At 69.8% G+C, this 17,697-nt stretch carries 16 protein-coding genes; 11 read left to right on the forward strand and 5 right to left on the reverse strand.

The genetic code is table 11. The features are described from left to right. Positions 1-10 precede the first annotated feature (10 nt). From ACZ6YG_RS30370 to ACZ6YG_RS30380, 3 genes are read left to right on the forward strand one after another with little or no spacing between them, the layout of a single operon-like run. Positions 11-1,132, forward strand: a complete 1,122-nt coding sequence (locus tag ACZ6YG_RS30370; RefSeq protein WP_466019888.1) for an ABC transporter ATP-binding protein — start codon at positions 11-13, stop codon at positions 1,130-1,132. Between the two features lie 4 nt (positions 1,133-1,136). Beyond that, positions 1,137-1,943 (forward strand): phosphatase, encoded by an 807-nt coding sequence (locus ACZ6YG_RS30375; protein ID WP_148032975.1) that lies wholly within the window; start codon positions 1,137-1,139, stop codon positions 1,941-1,943. A 29-nt stretch (positions 1,944-1,972) separates the two neighbouring features. After that, positions 1,973-4,237, forward strand: a complete 2,265-nt coding sequence (locus ACZ6YG_RS30380) for a phosphodiester glycosidase family protein (protein WP_466019889.1) — start codon at positions 1,973-1,975, stop codon at positions 4,235-4,237. Positions 4,238-4,306: 69 nt separating this feature from the next. Here the strand turns inward: ACZ6YG_RS30380 and ACZ6YG_RS30385 are convergent, their stop codons facing one another. The 3 genes from ACZ6YG_RS30385 to ACZ6YG_RS30395 form a co-directional block, all read right to left on the reverse strand. Then, a complete protein-coding gene (locus tag ACZ6YG_RS30385; RefSeq protein WP_466019890.1) occupies positions 4,307-5,128 on the reverse strand; it encodes an alpha/beta fold hydrolase in 822 nt (273 codons plus the stop codon). 19 nt (positions 5,129-5,147) lie between these two features. Continuing rightward, positions 5,148-5,717, reverse strand: coding sequence for a DJ-1/PfpI family protein (locus tag ACZ6YG_RS30390; RefSeq protein WP_148032972.1), 570 nt, complete (start codon positions 5,715-5,717; stop codon positions 5,148-5,150). A gap of 83 nt (positions 5,718-5,800) precedes the next feature. Further along, positions 5,801-6,544, reverse strand: coding sequence for a GntR family transcriptional regulator (locus tag ACZ6YG_RS30395; protein ID WP_466019891.1), 744 nt, complete (start codon positions 6,542-6,544; stop codon positions 5,801-5,803). Between the two features lie 392 nt (positions 6,545-6,936). On the opposite strand from ACZ6YG_RS30395, the gene ACZ6YG_RS30400 reads away from it, so the two are divergent. The 8 genes from ACZ6YG_RS30400 (at position 6,937) to ACZ6YG_RS30435 (ending at position 15,250) form a co-directional block, all read left to right on the forward strand. Beyond that, complete coding sequence (locus tag ACZ6YG_RS30400) at positions 6,937-8,355, forward strand: extracellular solute-binding protein (protein ID WP_397197823.1); 1,419 nt, start codon at positions 6,937-6,939, stop codon at positions 8,353-8,355. A gap of 101 nt (positions 8,356-8,456) precedes the next feature. Continuing rightward, positions 8,457-9,302, forward strand: coding sequence for a carbohydrate ABC transporter permease (locus ACZ6YG_RS30405; protein WP_271279975.1), 846 nt, complete (start codon positions 8,457-8,459; stop codon positions 9,300-9,302). Next, positions 9,302-10,213: a carbohydrate ABC transporter permease gene (locus ACZ6YG_RS30410; RefSeq protein ID WP_466019892.1), complete on the forward strand. Its 912-nt coding sequence runs from the start codon at positions 9,302-9,304 to the stop codon at positions 10,211-10,213. The genes ACZ6YG_RS30405 and ACZ6YG_RS30410 overlap by 1 nt, the downstream gene beginning before the upstream one ends. Next, entirely contained in the window at positions 10,213-11,280 is a 1,068-nt protein-coding gene (locus ACZ6YG_RS30415) for an ABC transporter ATP-binding protein (protein WP_466019893.1), read from the forward strand. The genes ACZ6YG_RS30410 and ACZ6YG_RS30415 overlap by 1 nt, the downstream gene beginning before the upstream one ends. Beyond that, on the forward strand, positions 11,280-12,356 hold the full coding sequence (locus ACZ6YG_RS30420) for an ABC transporter ATP-binding protein (protein WP_466019894.1): 1,077 nt from the start codon (positions 11,280-11,282) through the stop codon (positions 12,354-12,356). Before ACZ6YG_RS30415 ends, ACZ6YG_RS30420 begins: the two co-directional genes overlap by 1 nt. Before the next feature lie 41 nt (positions 12,357-12,397). Continuing rightward, entirely contained in the window at positions 12,398-13,858 is a 1,461-nt protein-coding gene (locus ACZ6YG_RS30425; RefSeq protein WP_466019895.1) for an NAD-dependent succinate-semialdehyde dehydrogenase, read from the forward strand. Continuing rightward, entirely contained in the window at positions 13,855-14,013 is a 159-nt protein-coding gene (locus ACZ6YG_RS30430; protein ID WP_466019896.1) for a hypothetical protein, read from the forward strand. The genes ACZ6YG_RS30425 and ACZ6YG_RS30430 overlap by 4 nt, the downstream gene beginning before the upstream one ends. Before the next feature lies 1 nt (position 14,014). Then, positions 14,015-15,250, forward strand: coding sequence for an iron-containing alcohol dehydrogenase (locus ACZ6YG_RS30435; protein ID WP_466019897.1), 1,236 nt, complete (start codon positions 14,015-14,017; stop codon positions 15,248-15,250). Positions 15,251-15,560: 310 nt separating this feature from the next. On the opposite strand, the gene ACZ6YG_RS30440 is transcribed toward ACZ6YG_RS30435, so the two are convergent. After that, on the reverse strand, positions 15,561-16,568 hold the full coding sequence (locus tag ACZ6YG_RS30440) for a sugar phosphate isomerase/epimerase family protein (RefSeq protein ID WP_466019898.1): 1,008 nt from the start codon (positions 16,566-16,568) through the stop codon (positions 15,561-15,563). 512 nt (positions 16,569-17,080) lie between these two features. Then, entirely contained in the window at positions 17,081-17,473 is a 393-nt protein-coding gene (locus tag ACZ6YG_RS30445; protein ID WP_466019899.1) for an ROK family protein, read from the reverse strand. Positions 17,474-17,697: the final 224 nt, after the last annotated feature.

The following is a 17,697-nucleotide window of genomic DNA, read 5'->3' on the forward strand; positions in this document are numbered from 1 at the left end:
TGGAGATTCCATGATCGAACTGAAGTCGTTGTGCAAGTCGTTCGACGGGGTGCCGGCCGTACGCGACCTCGACCTCGTCGTCGGCCGCGGCGAGTTCCTCTGCCTCCTCGGCTCCAGCGGGTGCGGCAAGAGCACCACGTTGCGGATGATCGCCGGGTTCATCCAGCCGGACAGCGGGAGCGTGCTCATCGACGGCGTGGACGTGTCAGGGTACGGCCCCGACGCGCGGCCGACGTCCATGGTGTTCCAGGACTACGCGATCTTCCCGCACCTCACCGTCGCGGAGAACATCGAGTTCGGGCTGAAGGCGCAGAAACTGGCCAAGGACGAGCGGGCCCGCCGTACCGAGGAGGCGCTCGACCTGGTCGGCCTCACGGGACTCGGCGGCCGGCGGCCGAACGAGCTCTCGGGCGGGCAGCAGCAGCGCGTCGCCGTCGCCCGGTCGCTGGCGATCCGGCCGTCGGTGCTGCTCATGGACGAGCCGCTGTCCAACCTCGACGCGAAGACCCGCATCCAGCTGCGCACCCAGCTGCGCGAGATCCAGCGCGACACCGGGACGACGATCGTCTACGTCACCCACGACCAGGAGGAGGCGCTGGCCCTGGGCGACCGGATCGCCGTCATGAAGGACGGCTCGCTCGAACAGCTCGGCAGCGGGCACGAGATCTACCTGGCCCCGTCCAACGGGTACGTCGCCGACTTCGTCGGCATCACGAACTGGCTGGCGGGGGAGTACACCGGCGGGTCGGACGAGTCGTGGGAGGTGAACGTCGCCGGAGCGGTGCTCCGCGCGACGCCCGCGAGCACGTCGTCCTCCGTCTCGCCCGGCTCGCCCGTCGATGTGTCCGTACGCCCTGAGGGCGTGTCGCTCAGTGAGGAGGACGCACCCGGTGCGGGGGTGCTGCGCGGCGTCGTCCGCGACGTGCAGTTCCTCGGCCCGGTCGTCCGCACCTACGTCGAGGCCGGCGGCTCGGTGGTGCTCGTGCACTCCGCCCAGAGCGGCTGGTCGCCGGGGGCGAACGTCCGGCTGAGCATCGGCGAGGGAGCGGCGCGGGCGTTCCCCAGGGTCGAGGGCGCGTGGCGCCCACCGGAAGCCGCCGCCCGGCCCGTCGTCGCTGCCGCGGCGAGCTGACCGCATGGGCATCGCACACGAAGCGGCGGACCTGCGCGACCTGCTCGTCGAGCGGAGCCTGTCCGGCGGCATCAGGACCGTCCGCCGGCAGTCACTGGCGTACGCGCACAAGATGCTCAAAGGAGACCCCGACAACACCTTCGGCCTGGAGGACTGGGGTACCGCGTCCATCGACGAGGTCGTGACCGCCGTCGAAGCCGGCATCGGCGACCGCATCACGGACGGCGACCCCGAGCTCGGGTACATCGCGCCCGAGCACACGCTGGCCGGCATCAGGGCGCACGCCGACGCCCTCGCCCCCTTCCTGCGGGACGGCGGCGGCACGGTGCTGCTGGCGACCGGGCACCCGACCGGGCTGCTCGACCACTACGCCGACCTGGCGCGCGCGCTACGGAACGCGGGCAACCAGATCGTCCGCGTCCTCGACGACCACCGGCTCGACCGCGCCGTCGGGGCCCACGCCGCCGGCGAGACGGGGATCCGGTTCTTCGGCGGGGTCGCGTGCGCCTTCCACGACGAGGCGATCCTGCACACCCACCGGCCCGACCACATGGAGGCCGTGATCGCCGCGGTGGCCGCCGGCGGCGTGCGGATCGATCTCGTCATCGCCGACCACGGCATGGCGGGCGCGGCGATCGCGGCCGGCCTGCACACGCTGTCGATCGCCGACGCCAACGACATCGCCCTGTTCCTGGCGCGCGCCAGGGGACGGCACGAGCACGTCCTGCCGATCGAGGACAACTTCACGCCCGCCGAGTTCGCGCCGGTGACCGCGTACATGCTCCGGCGCGCGACCGGTATCGCTATTTGAGGAGGATGGTCATGTCCCGTCACGGTTTGATGCGATGGAAAGTCCCCTCTGCCCTGTTATCGGCGGCTCTCGCCCTGGTCCTGACCGGGCCGGCGTACGCGGGGACGCCGTCGCCCGCCGCCGCGCCCGCCGTCGTGGGCGTCCTCGACGGCCGCACCGAGACCTACCGCGAGACCCGGCCGGTCGCTCCTGGCGTCGAGCTGAGCACGGTCGAGCTGTACGGGCCCGACGGCGCCACCGGGGAGCCCGGCTGGCTGCAGACGTACCAGATGTCCGTCGACCTCAAGGCCGGCGTGCAGATCGGGCGGCTGTTCCCCGGCCAGGTCGCCGCGCGGCGGCCGCTGCTCGACATGGCGCGCGAAGTGGGCGCCATCGCGGCGACGAACGCCGACTACTTCGACATCGCCGCCTCCGGCGCGCCTTGGGGTGTGGCCGTCCAGGACGGCGAGCTGCTGCAGTCGCCGCTGCCCAACACCAAGGCGACCCAGACGAACCAGACCGCGGTGATGTTCTCCGAGGACCAGGTCGGCGCCATCGGCGAGATCGTCTTCGAGGGCACCGTCAAGCTGCCCGGCAGGACCGTCCCGCTGGACGCGCTCAACAAGGCCGAGCTGCTCAAGGACCAGATCGGGATGTTCACCCCGGTCTGGGGCACGTACTGCCGCTGCCATCCGGTCAAGGGCGTCGCGCGGACCATCGAGGTGGTCGTGCGCGACGGCGTCGTGGCCGAGGTGGTGGACGTTCCCCGCGAGGGCGCGATCACCGAAGGCGCGTTCGTGCTGGTGGGACGCGAGGCCGGTGCCGACGCGCTGTCCTCGCTGCGGGTCGGCGACCCGGTCTCCGTGGACTATGCCCTACGGGCTCCCGGCGACATGAAGGTCAAGGCGGCCGTGAGCGGACGTCAGCTCATCGTCGCGGACGGCAAGCCGCTCGAACTTCCGCCCGAGAACAACACGCCGGAGCCCAGGACCGCCGTCGGATTCTCCGCCGACGGGACCAAGATGTGGCTGGTCGCAGTGGACGGCCGGCAGCCCGAGTTCTCCCGCGGCATCGGGCTGAACGAGCTGGCCGAGATGATGGTCGATCTGGGCGCCCACAGCGCGCTCAACCTCGACGGCGGCGGCTCGACGACGCTCGTCGTGCGCGAACCCGGTCAGAAGCGGGCCGACCTCGTCAACCGGCCGTCCGACGCGGCGGGCACCCGTCCCGTGCCGACCGGGCTGGCCATGTTCCTGCCCAAGGGCAGCGGCAAGGCCAAGGGCTTCTGGGTGAGCACGGCGACGGAACGCGACCGGTTCCCCGGGCCTGAGGCCGCCGCGTCGTGGCGTACCGAGCGGGTCTTCCCCGGACTGACCCGCCGGCTGACGGCCGCCGCGTACGACGAGACGTATGGTCCCGCCGGCGTGCCGCGCAAGATCAAGCCGCAGTGGCGGGTCAAGAACAGCCGGATCGGCCGGGTCGACCGCGACGGCGTCTTCCGCGCGCTGTCGTCCGGTGAGACGACCGTGACGGCCAAGCACGGCAAGGCCGCCGGAGACATCGGCCTCACCGTGCTGGGCCGGCTGGCCCGCCTGGAGACCGACACCCGCCGCATCAACCTGCTGAACACGGGCGCCCAGGGAACCTTCGAGGTCAACGGCTCGGACTCCGCCGGGTACGCGGCCCCCATCGACCCCGCCGACGTCCACCTCACCTACGACAAGGCGGCGCTGGACGTGACCGCGACCGGCACCGGCGCGTTCACCGTCACCGCGCGGGCCGCCGAGGGCGAGCACGTCGTCACGGTGTCCGCAGGCGGCGTGCGGACCGAGCTGGTCGTCGGCGTCGGGACGTCCCAGGACGTCGTGGACACCTTCGACGACACCTCGAACTGGGACTTCTGGAGCCTGCGCGCCACCGGCACCGCCTCCTCCACCCCTGACGGCCACGTCGGGAACGGGCTGAAGCTGGACTACGACTTCACCCAGAGCACCGCGACGCGCGGCGTCGGCATCTGGCCGTCCGCCAACCTCCTCCCGGTGGCCGGCCGGCCGACGGCGTTCAAGCTGTGGGTGAAGTCCGAAGGCCACGACCAGCGGACCCGCCTGGAGGTCGTCGACCGCAACGGCACCCTGCACACGATCGAACCCGCCTTCATCACCGAACCCGGGTGGCAGCAGATCACGTACGACCTGCCGGACACCATGGCGTACCCGGTGAGCCTGCGCCGCATCTTCTTCAACGAGATCAACCCTGACGCCCGCTACACCGGCACCCTGGTCCTGGACGAACTGACCGCCGTAGCCGCCGGCTGACCGGCTGGGCGCGGCACCTCTGGTGCCGCGCCCGGCACCTGAGTACGGGCTGCGGACCTGTCGCAGCGATCAGGGACCTTGTTCCCGGCCGAGGAAGCACGACAGGAGTTGCCTGAAGTCGTGCGGGTGTTCGAGCGCCGGCACGTGCCCGCATTTGCCGAACACGTGCAGACGGACATCGGCCAGGTGTTCGAGCAGGGGCAGGGCTGCCGTCCCGAGCGGGGTGACTCGGTCCTCGGCGCCATGGACGAGCAGCACGGGCGCGCGGATCCCTGCCAGCGTTCGCTCCGAGAGGGCGAGGTCGTCGGCCCAGCGTGCCCTGGGGGGAGGGAACAACGACGCGAATGCGGCCGCCCCCGCTCGCATCGCGGCCGCGCGGGCAGCGACGGCCGCCTCGGTCACGAGCGCTTGGTCGAGGACGAGGCGACTCAACATGTCCCGTGCCCCGGGCGGGCCGGCGGGGGCGGCCCAGATCGCGTCGAGCTCGGCGGACAGCGGCGCCCCGGGGGCGCCCATCGTCGAGACCGCCACGACATGGGTGACCTGCCGGGGACGCGCGGCCGCCAACGCCAGCGCCACAGCACCGCCCATGGAGTGGCCCACCACGGCGTAGTGCTCGACACCGAGAGCATTCATCAGGCCCGCGGCCTGCTCCGTCCACAGCCGGAGCCCGCCCCTGGAACCCGCCGGGATCGGGGTGCGGCCGAACCCTGCCTGGTCAGGAGCCACCAGTCGCCAGGACGTGCCCAGCGCCTGTGCCGTTGACGCCCAGGCTCCGGATCCGGTCGTACCGGGTCCGGAGCCGTGCAGCATCAGCACCGCGGGCCCGGTGCCGCTCTCCAGGACGTGGATGGGGGAGCCGTCGACGGTGACGGTCCGCAGGGCCGTCACCGGGACAGGCCAGGCGCGCTCATGCCGATGCGGAGTTGAGGGACTTCGAGAAGACCTCCATCATCGCCCTGCCGAATTGCGGCATGTCGGGCCACCCCCGGCAGGAGACGAGGTTGCCGTCCACGACGTCGGGAGCGTCGATGACCGTCGCGCCCGCGTTCTCCATGTCACCGGTGATGGGAGGGAAGCACGCCGTCTTGCGACCCTTCAGCAGCCCGTACACAGCCGGCACCTGCGCGCCGTGGCACACGAGCGCGATCGGGAGGTTGCGCGCGAAGAAGTGCTCGGTGATGCGCCTGACGTCGGCGTCGACCCGGATCCACTCGGGGGCGCGCCCCCCAGGGATGATGAGGGCGTCATAGCGCTCGACGTCGACCTCGGCCCAGGGCACGTCGACCGGCAACTTCCGGCCGTTCTTCTCCACGTAGGCGTCGGAGTTGGGGTCGAACTCGTGGATGACCAGCTGAACGTCACGCATCGTCCGTGACGAGACATCAACGTCCCAGCCGCCCTCCTGCACACGATAGTAGGGATACATGGTGTCGAGCTCCTCGGCGGCGTCGCCGGTCAGCAGCAGCGCTCTGGGCACCTGCTTCTCCTCGCATCCTGGGCGGGTGAGGTGGATCCGATCCGATCGGATTTGAGTTAGCATTCCCCGGCGCAGCCCGCCCGTCAAGCCTCTTCCGCCATTCCTTCCGCGGCCTCCGCCTCGTCGAACAGTCGCTGGAACCGCTCGCCGGACCGCAGGATGTGCCGACGCATGGCGTAGGCGGCGGCGTCGGGGTCACGCGCGGCGATCGCGGCCACGACTTCTTCATGCTCGGCCATGGCCAAGTGAGTGACCTGGGCGTCGCGGTGAAGCCGGAACAGGTGCACGTGCGTGTGCAGGCGAGCGAGCGTTTCGCGGATGACCTGGTTCTCCGCGCTCGCGGCGACGAGATCGTGAAGAGCGGCGTCGCGCAGCCCGAAGGCGCCGTAGGCCATGGCACCCTTGCCCCCCTCCAGCTCCGCCATGTCCTCAAGCATGCGTCGCATGTCGGCCACCTGCCGCGGGGATGCGCGTTCGGCGGATCTGCGCGCCGCTGCCGGCTCGAGGAGCAGGCGGACCTCCAGCATGTCCTCGAACCGGTGACGGGTGATCTGGGGAGGAATGCGATAGCCGGCATGAGGCACACGCACGACCAGGCCCTCGGCCTCCATGCGGTTCAGAGCGTCTCGGATCGGCGTCTGTGAGACCCCCAGCTCCCGTGCCAGGACGTCGATCGTGACGCGGGAGTCTGGCTCTATCCGTAGCGACATCATCTGTCCGAGCAGCGCGTCGTACACCTCGTCGGCAAGCCGGCCGCGAGATCTTCCCGGCGGCGTTCCGCCCGGCATGGCCTCATGGCGCCCAGCGATCACCGCTTCGTCGTCCATCGTGACGTGAGGTCCTTTCTTGCGTCTTCGGGACCATGTTGACATCGGTCGCCATACTGCGGGATGTTGACGCTCCCCACCGGATCGTATAGGAAAGGTGACGGATGTCAGCCATCCGTCACTCATCGGGGAACCGTCCGCCATCGCTCCGCTTCGATCAGTTGGAGCTTCCATGAGCATGCTCGACGTCCTGCTCGGTTCGCCGCCGGGCCGCACAAGGGCCGAAGGACTTCTCGCCTGCTCAAAGTCCCATCACGTCGCGCCGTACGCGTGACGCCGGCCTGCGGGTCAGCCCCTGCGACAGCCGGCGACACGCCTGGACAACCCAGCAACCGGTCGGCGAAGCACGCAGCAAGGCTCCCGAAGTCCCCGCCCAGAAAGCAGGCAAGAAGATGCGGTATCCCAAGCGAAGAGGACGACTGTCCGTTCCCGGCCGGAAGGTGGGGCTTGCGACGGCGGCCATATTACTGGCCACGACCGTGGCGGCTTGCGGCGGCGGCCAGAACGACAGCGCCCCCAAGGCGCCGGCGACCATCCCGGAGCTCACCAAGGATCCGCTGACCCTCAGCTTCATCTGGTTCGACTGGCCCCCCGCCCACGCGCTGGAAGACTTCGCGAACGCGGAGTACGCCAAGGAGCGGCCGAACGTGACCGTCAAGGTCAAGACCGTGCCGAACGCGAACTGGCACGACGCGATGTTCACCCAGTTCGCCGCGCACAAGACCGACTTCGACATCCCGATCCTGGACTCGCAACACATCGGTGAGGCCGTGACGAACGGCAACATCCTGGACCTCACGGACTTCGTCCGGCAGAACATCGACGTCGAGGCCTACAACCCCTACCTCCTGGCGGCCTACGGCCAGTTCCCCCAGGCGGAGACCGGGAAGCGCGACGAGAACGCCAGCCTGTACGGACTGCCGCTGCTCGGCGACACCTGGACGATGATCTACCGTAAGGACCTGATCGGCGACAAGCCACCGCAGACCTGGGACGAGATGATCTCAGTCGCCGAGAAGTGCCAGGCGGACAACCCCGGCGTCAGCGGGCTGGCTTTCCACCAGGCCAACGGCTCCGACGCCGCGGCCGTCACCTACAACACGGTCAACGGCGTCTACGGCGGCAACCTCTGGAACCCCAAGACGCGCAAGATCGACGGAGTCCTCAACGACGCCGCGGGCCATGAGGCGATGGACGTCCTGGTCAACAAGATGAAGCCGCTGACCGCCAAGGGCTCCGGCAACTGGTTCATCGACGAGGTGAACGCGGCGGTCGCCCAGGGCAAGGCATGCATCGCGTTCAACTGGATCGCCGCGAGCGGCGGCCTGCTCGACCCGAAGCAGTCGACGCTCGGCACCACGCGGGAGGAGATTCTCGGCAAGCTGGGTTTCGCCGCCCTGCCGAGCCAGAAGACGAACCTGGTGCCTCTCGGCGGCATGGGGATGCACGTGTCGGCCTATTCCCCCGAGGCGAACCAGGCGGAGGCCCTGAACTTCATGAAGTGGTTCGAGCAGGCTGACATCCAGAAGAAGTGGGCCGCGGCCGGTGGCGTGCCGTCGCGTACGGACGCCCTGGAGTCGCCCGAGTTCCTCAACGCCGCGCCGTTCAACCAGGTGTACACCGACTCGGTGCCACGGATGCGCGACATGTGGAATGTGCCCGAGTACGCGCGCCTCGTCGACATCGAGAACACCAACGTGAACGCGGCTCTCAACGGTGCGAAGACGCCGAAGGAGGCGCTCGACGACATCGCCAAGGAGCAGCAGAGCGTGCTCGACTCCAGTGACAGCAAGGGCGGCGGCGGACTGTGAGTGACTCCGCCCCCCTGACGAGCGACCAGCCCGGGCAGGTGGCGTCCGCGACGCCGCCTGCACCGGGCCGGTCCCCCCGCCTGAGCGACCGCGGGCTCGCTGTGGCTTTCACCTCGCCCGCGCTGCTGCTGTTGCTCGCCATGTCGGTGTTCCCGTTGCTGTGGGCGTTGTACCTGTCTTTCACCGACTACTCGGCCACCCGCGGGGGGCCGGCCGATTTCGTCGGGTTCGGCAACTACACCGCCATCCTGGCTTCGGAGCAGGTCCACCTGAGGGCCTTGACGACGTTGATCTACGTGGTCGGCGCGGTCACCCTGCAGACCGTGCTCGGTTTCGCCATCGCCTACCTGATCTCACGGCGCACGCACGGGCGGGGACTGCTGACCACGCTGTTCCTGGTTCCGATGATGCTGTCGCCGGTCGTGGTCGGGCTGTTCTGGCGATTCATGCTCGACGCCCAGTTCGGCGTGATCAACAGCATGCTCGGCTCGCTCGGCCTGGGGCAGGTGGAGTGGCTCACCGGGCAGCGAACGGCACTGATCTCCCTGATCCTGGTCGACACCTGGCAGTGGACGCCGTTCATCATGCTCATCGCACTCGCGGGCCTCACCGCGGTTCCCAAGTACCTGTACGAGGCCGCCTCGATCGACCGGGCGTCCGAGTGGTTCCGGTTCCGCACCATCACTCTTCCGCTGGTGTGGCCGCTGCTCCTCATCGCCGTGCTGTTCAGGGCCATCGAGGCCTTCCGGCTGTTCGACCTCGTCTACATCCTCACCAGCGGAGGTCCGGGGGTCTCCACCGAGACGTTGTCGTTCCACGTCTACAAGGTCGCGTTCCTGGGCTTCAACACCGGAACCGCCTCGGCGTACGGGATCCTGATGGTCCTCGTCGTCATCGTCCTCACGCAGCTCTACCTGCGCTACTTGAACAAGCTCAAGGAGGACTGATGGCAGTCTCCGTCGACGAGGCCGTGTCCACGCGTCCTGCCCGGGATCGCACGCCCCTCGCGCGCCGCTTCGGCGGCCGGGGCCGCTCCGTGCTGGAGGTCGCGCTGCTGACCGTGCTGGCCGTCGTGATGCTCTTCCCGGTGCTGTGGATGATCGAGACGTCCATCAAGGAGAACCGGGACGTCTACGCCATCCCGGCCAAGTTCTTCGGCTTCCAGGTCACCCTGGACCATTTCAAGGACGTGTTCGTCGCCTCGGGCGGCGGTCGCTCGACCTTGTCCGTCGCGTTCCTCAACTCCGTCGTGGTCGCCGGGGCCTCCACGGCGCTGGCCACCGTGCTGGGGGTCCCGGCGGCCTGGGCCTACTCACGCTTCGCCGTGAAGGCCAAGAAGGACCAGCTGTTCTTCATCCTGTCCACCCGCTTCATGCCGCCCGTGGTGGTCGTGATCCCGATCTTCCTCATGTACCGCCAAGTCGGGCTCATCGACACCAAGCTCGGCCTGATCCTCATCTACGCCGCGTTCAACGTCCCGTTCACGATCTGGATGATGAAGGGGTTCGTCGACGAGGTGCCCGCGGAGTACGAGGATGCCGCCATGCTCGACGGCTACACCCGATTGCAGGCGTTCTGGAGATTCACCCTTCCCCTGCTCCTGCCCGGCATCGCCGCGACGGCGGTCTTCGCCCTCATCTTCTCGTGGAACGAGTTCGTGTTCGCCATCTTCCTCACCTCCAGCGACAGCGTGCGGACGGCCCCACCCGCCATCGCCGGCCTCATCGGTGGCACCACCGTGGACTGGGGTCTGGTGGCCGCCGCCTCCGTGGTGTTCGCCCTGCCGGTGCTCGTCTTCGCCTACCTGGTGCGCAAGCACCTCGTCGCCGGTGTGACGCTCGGGGCGGTGCGACGCTGATGGCGGGCATCGAGGTGACAGCCCTGCACAAGCGCTACCCGGACGGGACGGTCGCGGTCGATCACGTGGACCTGTCCATCCGCGACGGCGAGCTGTTCGTGATGCTCGGTCCTTCGGGCTGCGGCAAGACGACCACGCTGCGGGCCATAGCCGGCCTGGAGAGGCAGACGACGGGCGACATCCGCATCGGCGACACGCTGGTCAACGACCTGCCGCCCGCCGAGCGCGACATCGCCATGGTGTTCCAGTTCTACGCTCTCTACCCGCATCTGAGAACCCGCGACAACCTGGCGTTCCCCCTGCGGGCCGAGGGACTGCCCAAGGCGGAGGTACGCGAGCGGGTCGACGAGGCCGCCCGGCTGATGCGGCTCGGCCCGCTCCTGGACCGGCGGCCGCGCCGGCTGTCCGGTGGGGAGCAGCAGCGCGTCGCGCTTGCCCGCGCCCTGGTGCGACGGCCGCGCGCATTCCTCATGGACGAACCTCTCACCAATCTGGACGCGGAGCTGAGGGCGGACATGCGCACGGAGATCAAGCACCTGCAGGGGGAACTGGGGACGACGATGGTCTACGTCACCCACGACCAGGTCGAGGCCATGTCGCTCGGTCACAGAATCGCCATTCTCAACAAGGGCCGCGTCGAGCAGATCGGCACGCCGCTGGAGGTCTACGACCGTCCGGCGAGTCTCTTCTGCGCCGCGTTCATCGGCTCCCCGCCGATGAACCTGATCGAGGTGGAGGTGGCCGACGGGAAGCTGCGCAGCAAGGACGGACTGGTCTTCACGCCACCGCCAGGCCTGCCGCGCGACCGGCGCCTGGTCGCAGGCGTCCGGGCGGAGGCGCTGGAAGTCACAGAACCAGGGGCGGAACGTTCGGTCCCGGCCCGCTTGGTGTCGGCGGAGTGGCTCGGCGACGAAATCATCTACGTGGTCGACCAGGGCGGCCGGCACGACGTACGGGTTCGGATGCCACCGACCGTCCGTTTCGCCGCTGACGCGCCGGTCGGGCTGCGGCACCTCGGCGGGACCCCGGCGGTCTACGACGTGAGCACGGAAGAGCTGGTGGCCTGATGGGAACCGTGGCAGTGCACGGGCTGCGCAAGTCCTTCGGCAAGGTCCAGGCCCTGGACGGGGTGACGCTGGACGTGCCCGACGGATCGTTCTTCGTCGTGCTCGGCCCCTCCGGGGCAGGCAAGACGACGACCCTGCGAGCGATCGCCGGCCTGGAGAAGCTGGACGCCGGGTCGGTGCATCTGGACGGGAGGGACGCGACCGGTGACACCCCGGCCGCACGCGACCTGGCCATGGTCTTCCAGAACTACGCCCTCTACCCGCGACACACGGCCTACGAGAACATCGCTTCGCCGCTGCGGGCCCGCCGCTGTCCGGCGAGCGAGATCGCCACCGCCGTCGAGCGGATCTCCGGCCTGCTGCACATCGAACGTCTGCTGCAGCGCCGTCCGGCGCAGTTGTCGGGCGGCGAGATGCAGCGCGTCGCCCTGGCCCGGGCGCTGGTACGCCGCCCACGCGCGTTTCTCATGGACGAGCCGCTGACGAACCTCGATCTCAAGCTCCGCGTCGAGATGCGCACCGAGCTCGCCCGCATCCACCGGAGCCTCGGAGCGACCTTCGTGTACGTGACCAACGACCAGGTCGAGGCCCTGTCCATGGCCGACCAGGTCGCGGTACTCAAGGAGGGGAAGGTGCAACAGGTCGGAACGCCGACCGAGGTGTACGAGCGTCCGGCCAATCAGTGGGTCGCGGGATTCGTGGGGAGCCCGCCGATCAGCCTGCTCCCCTGCCACGCCGAGGGAGATCGTCTGGTCGGGGCGGAAGGCTGGACGCTGCCGCGGCCCCGCTGGACCACGGCTGAGGCCGGTCGTCCGCTGCTGCTTGGCCTGCGCGCGGAGGACCTGTCCGTCGAGCAGCGTGGGGACGCGTCGTTGTCAGGTGAGCTCTACGGCCTTGAGCCGCTCGGTGACCGGACGGTGGTCGACGTCCGAGTGGGGACGGAGATCCTCAAGGTCAAGGCACGAGCCACCGTCACCGGTACGCCGGGCGAGCGGCTGCTCGTCACGGTCGACCTGGACCGCGCGCACCTGTTCGACGCGGGCACCGGGCTGGCGCTGTCCGAGGCCGGGCGGTAGTCACGCCGGACAGCACCAGGAACATCACAGGAGGCGACGCAATGAGTGACCCGATGAACGTCCTGGCCCCCGAGCACCGGCGGCTCCGGATCGGCGACGCCTGGCGCGACGCCGCCGGCGGAGCCACCTTCGTCGTCGAGGATCCGGCCACAGGCAAGACCATCGCCGAGGTGGCGGACGCCGACGTCGCCGACGGGCTCGTCGCTCTGGACGCGGCCGCCGAGGCGATGACGGAGTGGGCGGCGACCCCGCCGCGAAAACGGTCAGAACTGTTGACCGCGACGTACCGGGCACTGACCGAGCGATCCGAGGAGGTCGCCCGGCTGATAACGCTCGAGATGGGCAAGCCGCTCGCCGAGGCTCGGGGAGAGGTGGCCTACGGCGCCGAGTTCTTCCGTTGGTTCGCCGAGGAGGCGGTGCGCGTCGAGGGGCGCTACAACACCGCTCCCGCTGGTGGATATCGCATCCTCACCGTGCCGAAGCCGGTCGGACCGTGCGTCTTCGTGACGCCCTGGAACTTTCCGTTGGCCATGGGCGCCCGCAAGATCGCTCCTGCGCTGGCTGCGGGCTGCACGACGATCACCAAGCCGGCGGCCCAGACGCCACTCACCATGCTGTTCCTGGCCCGCATCATGGAGGAGGCCGGAGTTCCCCCGGGCGTCGTCAACGTCGTGACGACCAAGCGCGCCGGCGAGGTGGTCTCAGCACTGCTGGCCGACAGCCGGACCCGCAAGCTCTCGTTCACCGGGTCGACCGAGGTCGGGCGCGTGCTCCTCCGGCAGGCGGCGGGCAACGTGCTGCGCACCTCCATGGAGCTGGGCGGCAACGCGGCCTTGATCGTGTGTGCCGACGCGGACCTGGACGTCGCGCTCGACGGTGCCATGGTGGCCAAGATGCGCAACATCGGGGAATCGTGCATCGCGGCCAACCGCATCTACGTCGAGGAGCCCGTACGCGAGGAGTTCGCGGCGCGCTTCGCCGAGCGGATGGGCGCGCTCTCGATGGGCCACGGTCTCGACGACGGCGTGGACGTCGGGGCGTTGATCGACGAGGCGTCGGTCACCAAGATCGACAAGCTCGTCGCCGACGCGGTCGATCGCGGCGCCCGTGTCTTGGTGGGCGGCGAGCGTCCGGACGGGCCGGGCCACTTCTACCCGCCCACGGTCCTCGTCGACGTGCCCGAGGACGCGCGGATACTGGCGACGGAGATCTTCGGCCCGGTGGCGCCGATCATCTCGTTCACCTCCGACGACGAGGTGATGGCGAAGGCCAACGACACCGAGCACGGCCTCGTCGGATACGTCTTCACCCGCGACCTCCAGCGGGCGCTCCGGTTCACCGAGGGGCTGGAGACGGGGATGGTCGGTATCAACCGTGGTCTGATCTCGGACCCGTCAGCTCCGTTCGGAGGCGTGAAGCAGTCCGGGATCGGCAAGGAGGGGTCGCACGAGGGCATCCATGAATACCTCGACATCACCTACGCGGCGATCGACCTACCGTGACCGGCCCGCTGCTCCAGGTGCCCGGGGACGCCGTCGGCTCCGCCGGTGCGCGCGCCACGGACGCGGCGGTGGACGGGGCGATCGCCGTCCCGGTCTCGCAGGTGAGCTGGGCGTCCGTCCAGCACATCACCGCCGACGCTCCAGAGAGGCACTGACATGCTTGAGACCGTCCGCGCACCACGCCAGCTGATAGTGGGCGAAGGGGTCGCGCAGAACATCCCGCGAGTGGTGGCCGAGTGTGGCTCGCGCGTCCTCATCGTGACCGACCGGGTTCTTCTGGGGCAGCCGGGCGTGGCCGAGATCGTGGCCGCCGTGCGGGAGAAGGTCGAAGTCGTCGAGGTGTTCGCCGACGCGAGTCCGGACGTGCCACTCGCCGATGTCGCCCTGGCCGTCTCGGTCGCCGCAGAGGTGGACGCCGACGCCATCCTCGCCATCGGCGGTGGCACGGTGATCGACCTCGCCAAAATCGTCGGCGTCATCCGGTGCCATGGTGGGACGCCGCGCGACTTCTACGGCGAGTCGAAGGTGCCCGGGCCGACGATTCCTCTCGTCGCGGTCCCGACGACGTCAGGCACCGGCTCCGAGCTCACGCCCGTCTCGGTGTTGACCGACCCTGACCGCGAGCTGAAGGTGGGGGTCTCCAGCGTCCACATCGTGCCCGACTTCGCCATCGTCGACCCTGAGCTCACCTACACCTGCCCGGCGACCGTCACTGCCCACTCCGGCATCGACGCGTTCTGCCACGCGGTGGAGAGCTACACCGCGCGGCCCCGGGCCCACGGACCACGCGACCCGGTGGAGCAGGTCTTCCTCGGCCGCAACTCGATCACCGATCACTACGCGCTCCTGGCCGCGGAGCGGATCGCCCGCAGCCTGCCCCATGTCGTCAGGGACGGAGGCGACAAGGAAGCGCGCGCGGACATGTCCTACGGGTCCATGCTGGCCGGGCTCGCGTTCTCCCACGCGGGCAACGCGGCTCCGCACGCCCTCCAGTACCCCATCGGCGCCGCCACCCACACACCGCACGGCCTGGGCGTCGGGCTGCTGCTGCCCTACGCGCTGGACGCGGCCAGGGGCGCCATCGGCGACCGGTTGGCCATCCTCGCCGAGGTGTGCGGGCTCGATGTGACCGACGCCTCGGACGCCGAGGCCGCAGATGCGTTCCTCACCTGGCTCGACGGGCTCCTTGCCGACATCGGCATCCCCGCCACCTTGGCGGACATCGGCGTGGCACGCGCTGACCTCCCGCGCTTCGCGGAGATGGCCAGTGGTGTCACCCGCTTGATCCAGAACCATCCAGGCCCGACCGACACCGCCAGCCTGACCGCGATCCTCGAAGCGGCCTGGCTGGGGGACCGAAACCGACACGTCCTGACTCCGGAGGATAAATAGTGACAGGCCTTTAATATGAAGTATCGGGAATTGTCAGCGATGCCTTAATGGGAGCCCTCTATTCTCAGGCATGGCGCGCGGCCGCATGCCCACCCGGCCGGCCAAGGCGCAAAAGCCATAATGGCCACCGTGCTATTTCGCTCATGACGTATGGATGCCCGAAAATCGGCCGCAGAGGTCGAAGGGGGCGGAGATTCCGGTCTTGCGGCCATCCACTCGCGCGTCGAGCGGCATCTGCACGGGAACGGAGAGCGTGCGGATCTCCGCCGGGGCGGCGGCCACCTGCGGCCGCCGCCCCGGCGTAACGGCGTCACTCGGAGGAGAAGGCGGCGTCGAAGGCGGCGGCCGGCGGGGTGATGGCGTTGAGCGAGCGGATGTAGGCGAGGGATTCCGGCGCGCCGTGCAGCCGGTCCATGCCCGCGTCCTCCCACTCGATGGAGATCGGGCCGTCATAGCCGATGTGGTTGAGCGCCCGGAAGCACGCCTCCCACGGCACGTCGCCCCGGCCGGTGGACACGAAGTCCCAGCCGCGCCTGGGGTCGGCCCAGGCCAGGTGGGAGGACAGGCGGCCGCGCCGTCCGTCGCGGGTGGCGACGCGGGCGTCCTTGCAGTCCACGTGGTAGACGCGGTCGGCGAAGTCGAGGATGAAGTTCGCCGGGTCCAGGTCCTGCCACACCATGTGTGAGGGGTCCCAGTTCAGGCCGAAGGCCGGCCGGTGCCCGATGGCCTCCAGCGTGCGCACCGTCGTGTGGTAGTCGTAGGCGATCTCGCTGGGGTGCACCTCGTGGGCGAAGCGCACGCCGACCTCGTCGAAGACGTCGAGGATCGGGTTCCAGCGGTCGGCGAAGTCGGCGTACCCCGCCTCGATCATGGGCGGGGGCACCGGTGGGAACATCGCCAGCGTGTGCCAGATCGACGAGCCGGTGAAGCCGACGACGGTGTCGACGCCGAGCGCGCGGGCGGCCCTGGCGGTGTTCTTCATCTCCTCGGCGGCGCGCTGCCGCACGCCTTCCGGCTCGCCGTCGCCCCAGATACGGGCGGGCAGGATGCCCTTGTGGCGCTCGTCGATGGGGTGGTCGCAGACGGCCTGGCCGACGAGGTGGTTGGAGATCGTCCACACGCCGAGGTTGTACTTGGCCAGGGTCTCCTTCCTGCGTTCGACGTAGGAGTCGTCCGCGACGGCCTTGTCGACCTCGAAGTGGTCGCCCCAGCAGGCGATCTCCAGGCCGTCGTAGCCCCATTCGGAAGCCAGCCGGCAGACCTCCTCGAACGGCAGGTCCGCCCACTGCCCGGTGAACAACGTGATCGGTCTCGTCATGAATCCTCCACCATCGTGAAGCGGCTGCCTCAGCCGCACTCTGCTCGACGGCCGCCGTCACGCGCCGCACCCGCGGGCCGTCCTCGAAGGACGGGGAGGGGCCGGCGCCGGCGGCGATCGCCTCCAGGAAGTCCTTCGTCTCGTGGACGAAGGCGTGCTCGTACCCGAGGCCGTGGCCGGGCGGCCACCGGGCGCGGGGAACTGCTTGACGATTGCCCGCATCACGAGCAGGGACGAGGAGCCGGATGCTGACCGCGGCACAGGGCCTCCTCGGTTCGGTGGGGCCGTGCCCCGCCCGCCTGACGGCACCGGTTGGCACCGCCGCGATGGCACCGAGGTCGGCGTCGACGGTGCCGCTGCGGCTCTGGCGGCCGATCAGGCGGGCGGGACGTTCTGGGGCGGAAGGGCACGGGAAAGGCATGGGAAAGGAACGGTGGGCAGGGACGCGGCGGCGTCCGTCCGCCGGACGGCATGCGCCGTGGCCGCGGCGCGCGGAAGGTGCGGAACAGCGATCAGGCGGACGGAAGGTGCGGAGGACGGGGGCGGGTCAGGGCGAGCGGATCTCCGTCGGCTCGGCGCTGCTCGATCTCGGCCAGGCGCTCCTCCGTGTCGCGGACGACCTGCGGGCCGGTGCCGTACGGGTGGTCCGGGGTGGCCGTGCCCACCAGCGCGGCCGGCCCGACCTCGGTCTCCCGGCAGCAGAGGCGGCCGCAGCGGCACCGTGCGCCGGACGGATCGATCATGGCATGGCCGATCCCCGCGAACCCGTCCGCTCCGCCCAGGAGCCGGCCGCCGGAGATGACGACGCCACCGACGCCCACCTCGGCGGTGAGGCAGGCAAGGTCGGGGATGCCCGTCGCGACGCCCGAGGTGTACTCGGCGATGTGGTCGACGTTGACCTCCACGCCCAGGGAGCCGCCTAGGGCGAGCGCGACACCCGGGAGGCCGACGGAGCCCGCGTGCTGAGGGCCCCGTCTCGTTGACGGGGCTGGTGACGGTGGCTTTGTTCAGCCTGGTCGCGACGGTGACGGCCGGCAGGGAGCACGGGTTGTTCGCGCTCACATGACGCGGCACGAGGGCGGGGTCGGGGCGCATGGTGGCCTGGTCCGCGAGGGCTCCCGCGGGTCCG

The sequence above is a fragment of the Nonomuraea sp. NPDC054003 genome, assembly GCF_055585125.1.

What these genes read in the sequence shown, in the direction of transcription:
- ACZ6YG_RS30400 (WP_397197823.1), top strand. Translation starts at nt 6,937, where the DNA reads ATGCGGTATCCCAAGCGAAGAGGACGACTGTCCGTTCCCGGCCGGAAG.
- ACZ6YG_RS30420 (WP_466019894.1), top strand. Translation starts at nt 11,280, where the DNA reads ATGGGAACCGTGGCAGTGCACGGGCTGCGCAAGTCCTTCGGCAAGGTC.
- ACZ6YG_RS30380 (WP_466019889.1), top strand. Translation starts at nt 1,973, where the DNA reads ATGCGATGGAAAGTCCCCTCTGCCCTGTTATCGGCGGCTCTCGCCCTG.
- ACZ6YG_RS30410 (WP_466019892.1), top strand. Translation starts at nt 9,302, where the DNA reads ATGGCAGTCTCCGTCGACGAGGCCGTGTCCACGCGTCCTGCCCGGGAT.
- ACZ6YG_RS30435 (WP_466019897.1), top strand. Translation starts at nt 14,015, where the DNA reads ATGCTTGAGACCGTCCGCGCACCACGCCAGCTGATAGTGGGCGAAGGG.
- ACZ6YG_RS30415 (WP_466019893.1), top strand. Translation starts at nt 10,213, where the DNA reads ATGGCGGGCATCGAGGTGACAGCCCTGCACAAGCGCTACCCGGACGGG.
- ACZ6YG_RS30395 (WP_466019891.1), bottom strand. Translation starts at nt 6,544, where the DNA reads ATGGACGACGAAGCGGTGATCGCTGGGCGCCATGAGGCCATGCCGGGC.
- ACZ6YG_RS30440 (WP_466019898.1), bottom strand. Translation starts at nt 16,568, where the DNA reads ATGACGAGACCGATCACGTTGTTCACCGGGCAGTGGGCGGACCTGCCG.
- ACZ6YG_RS30375 (WP_148032975.1), top strand. Translation starts at nt 1,137, where the DNA reads ATGGGCATCGCACACGAAGCGGCGGACCTGCGCGACCTGCTCGTCGAG.
- ACZ6YG_RS30425 (WP_466019895.1), top strand. Translation starts at nt 12,398, where the DNA reads ATGAGTGACCCGATGAACGTCCTGGCCCCCGAGCACCGGCGGCTCCGG.
- ACZ6YG_RS30370 (WP_466019888.1), top strand. Translation starts at nt 11, where the DNA reads ATGATCGAACTGAAGTCGTTGTGCAAGTCGTTCGACGGGGTGCCGGCC.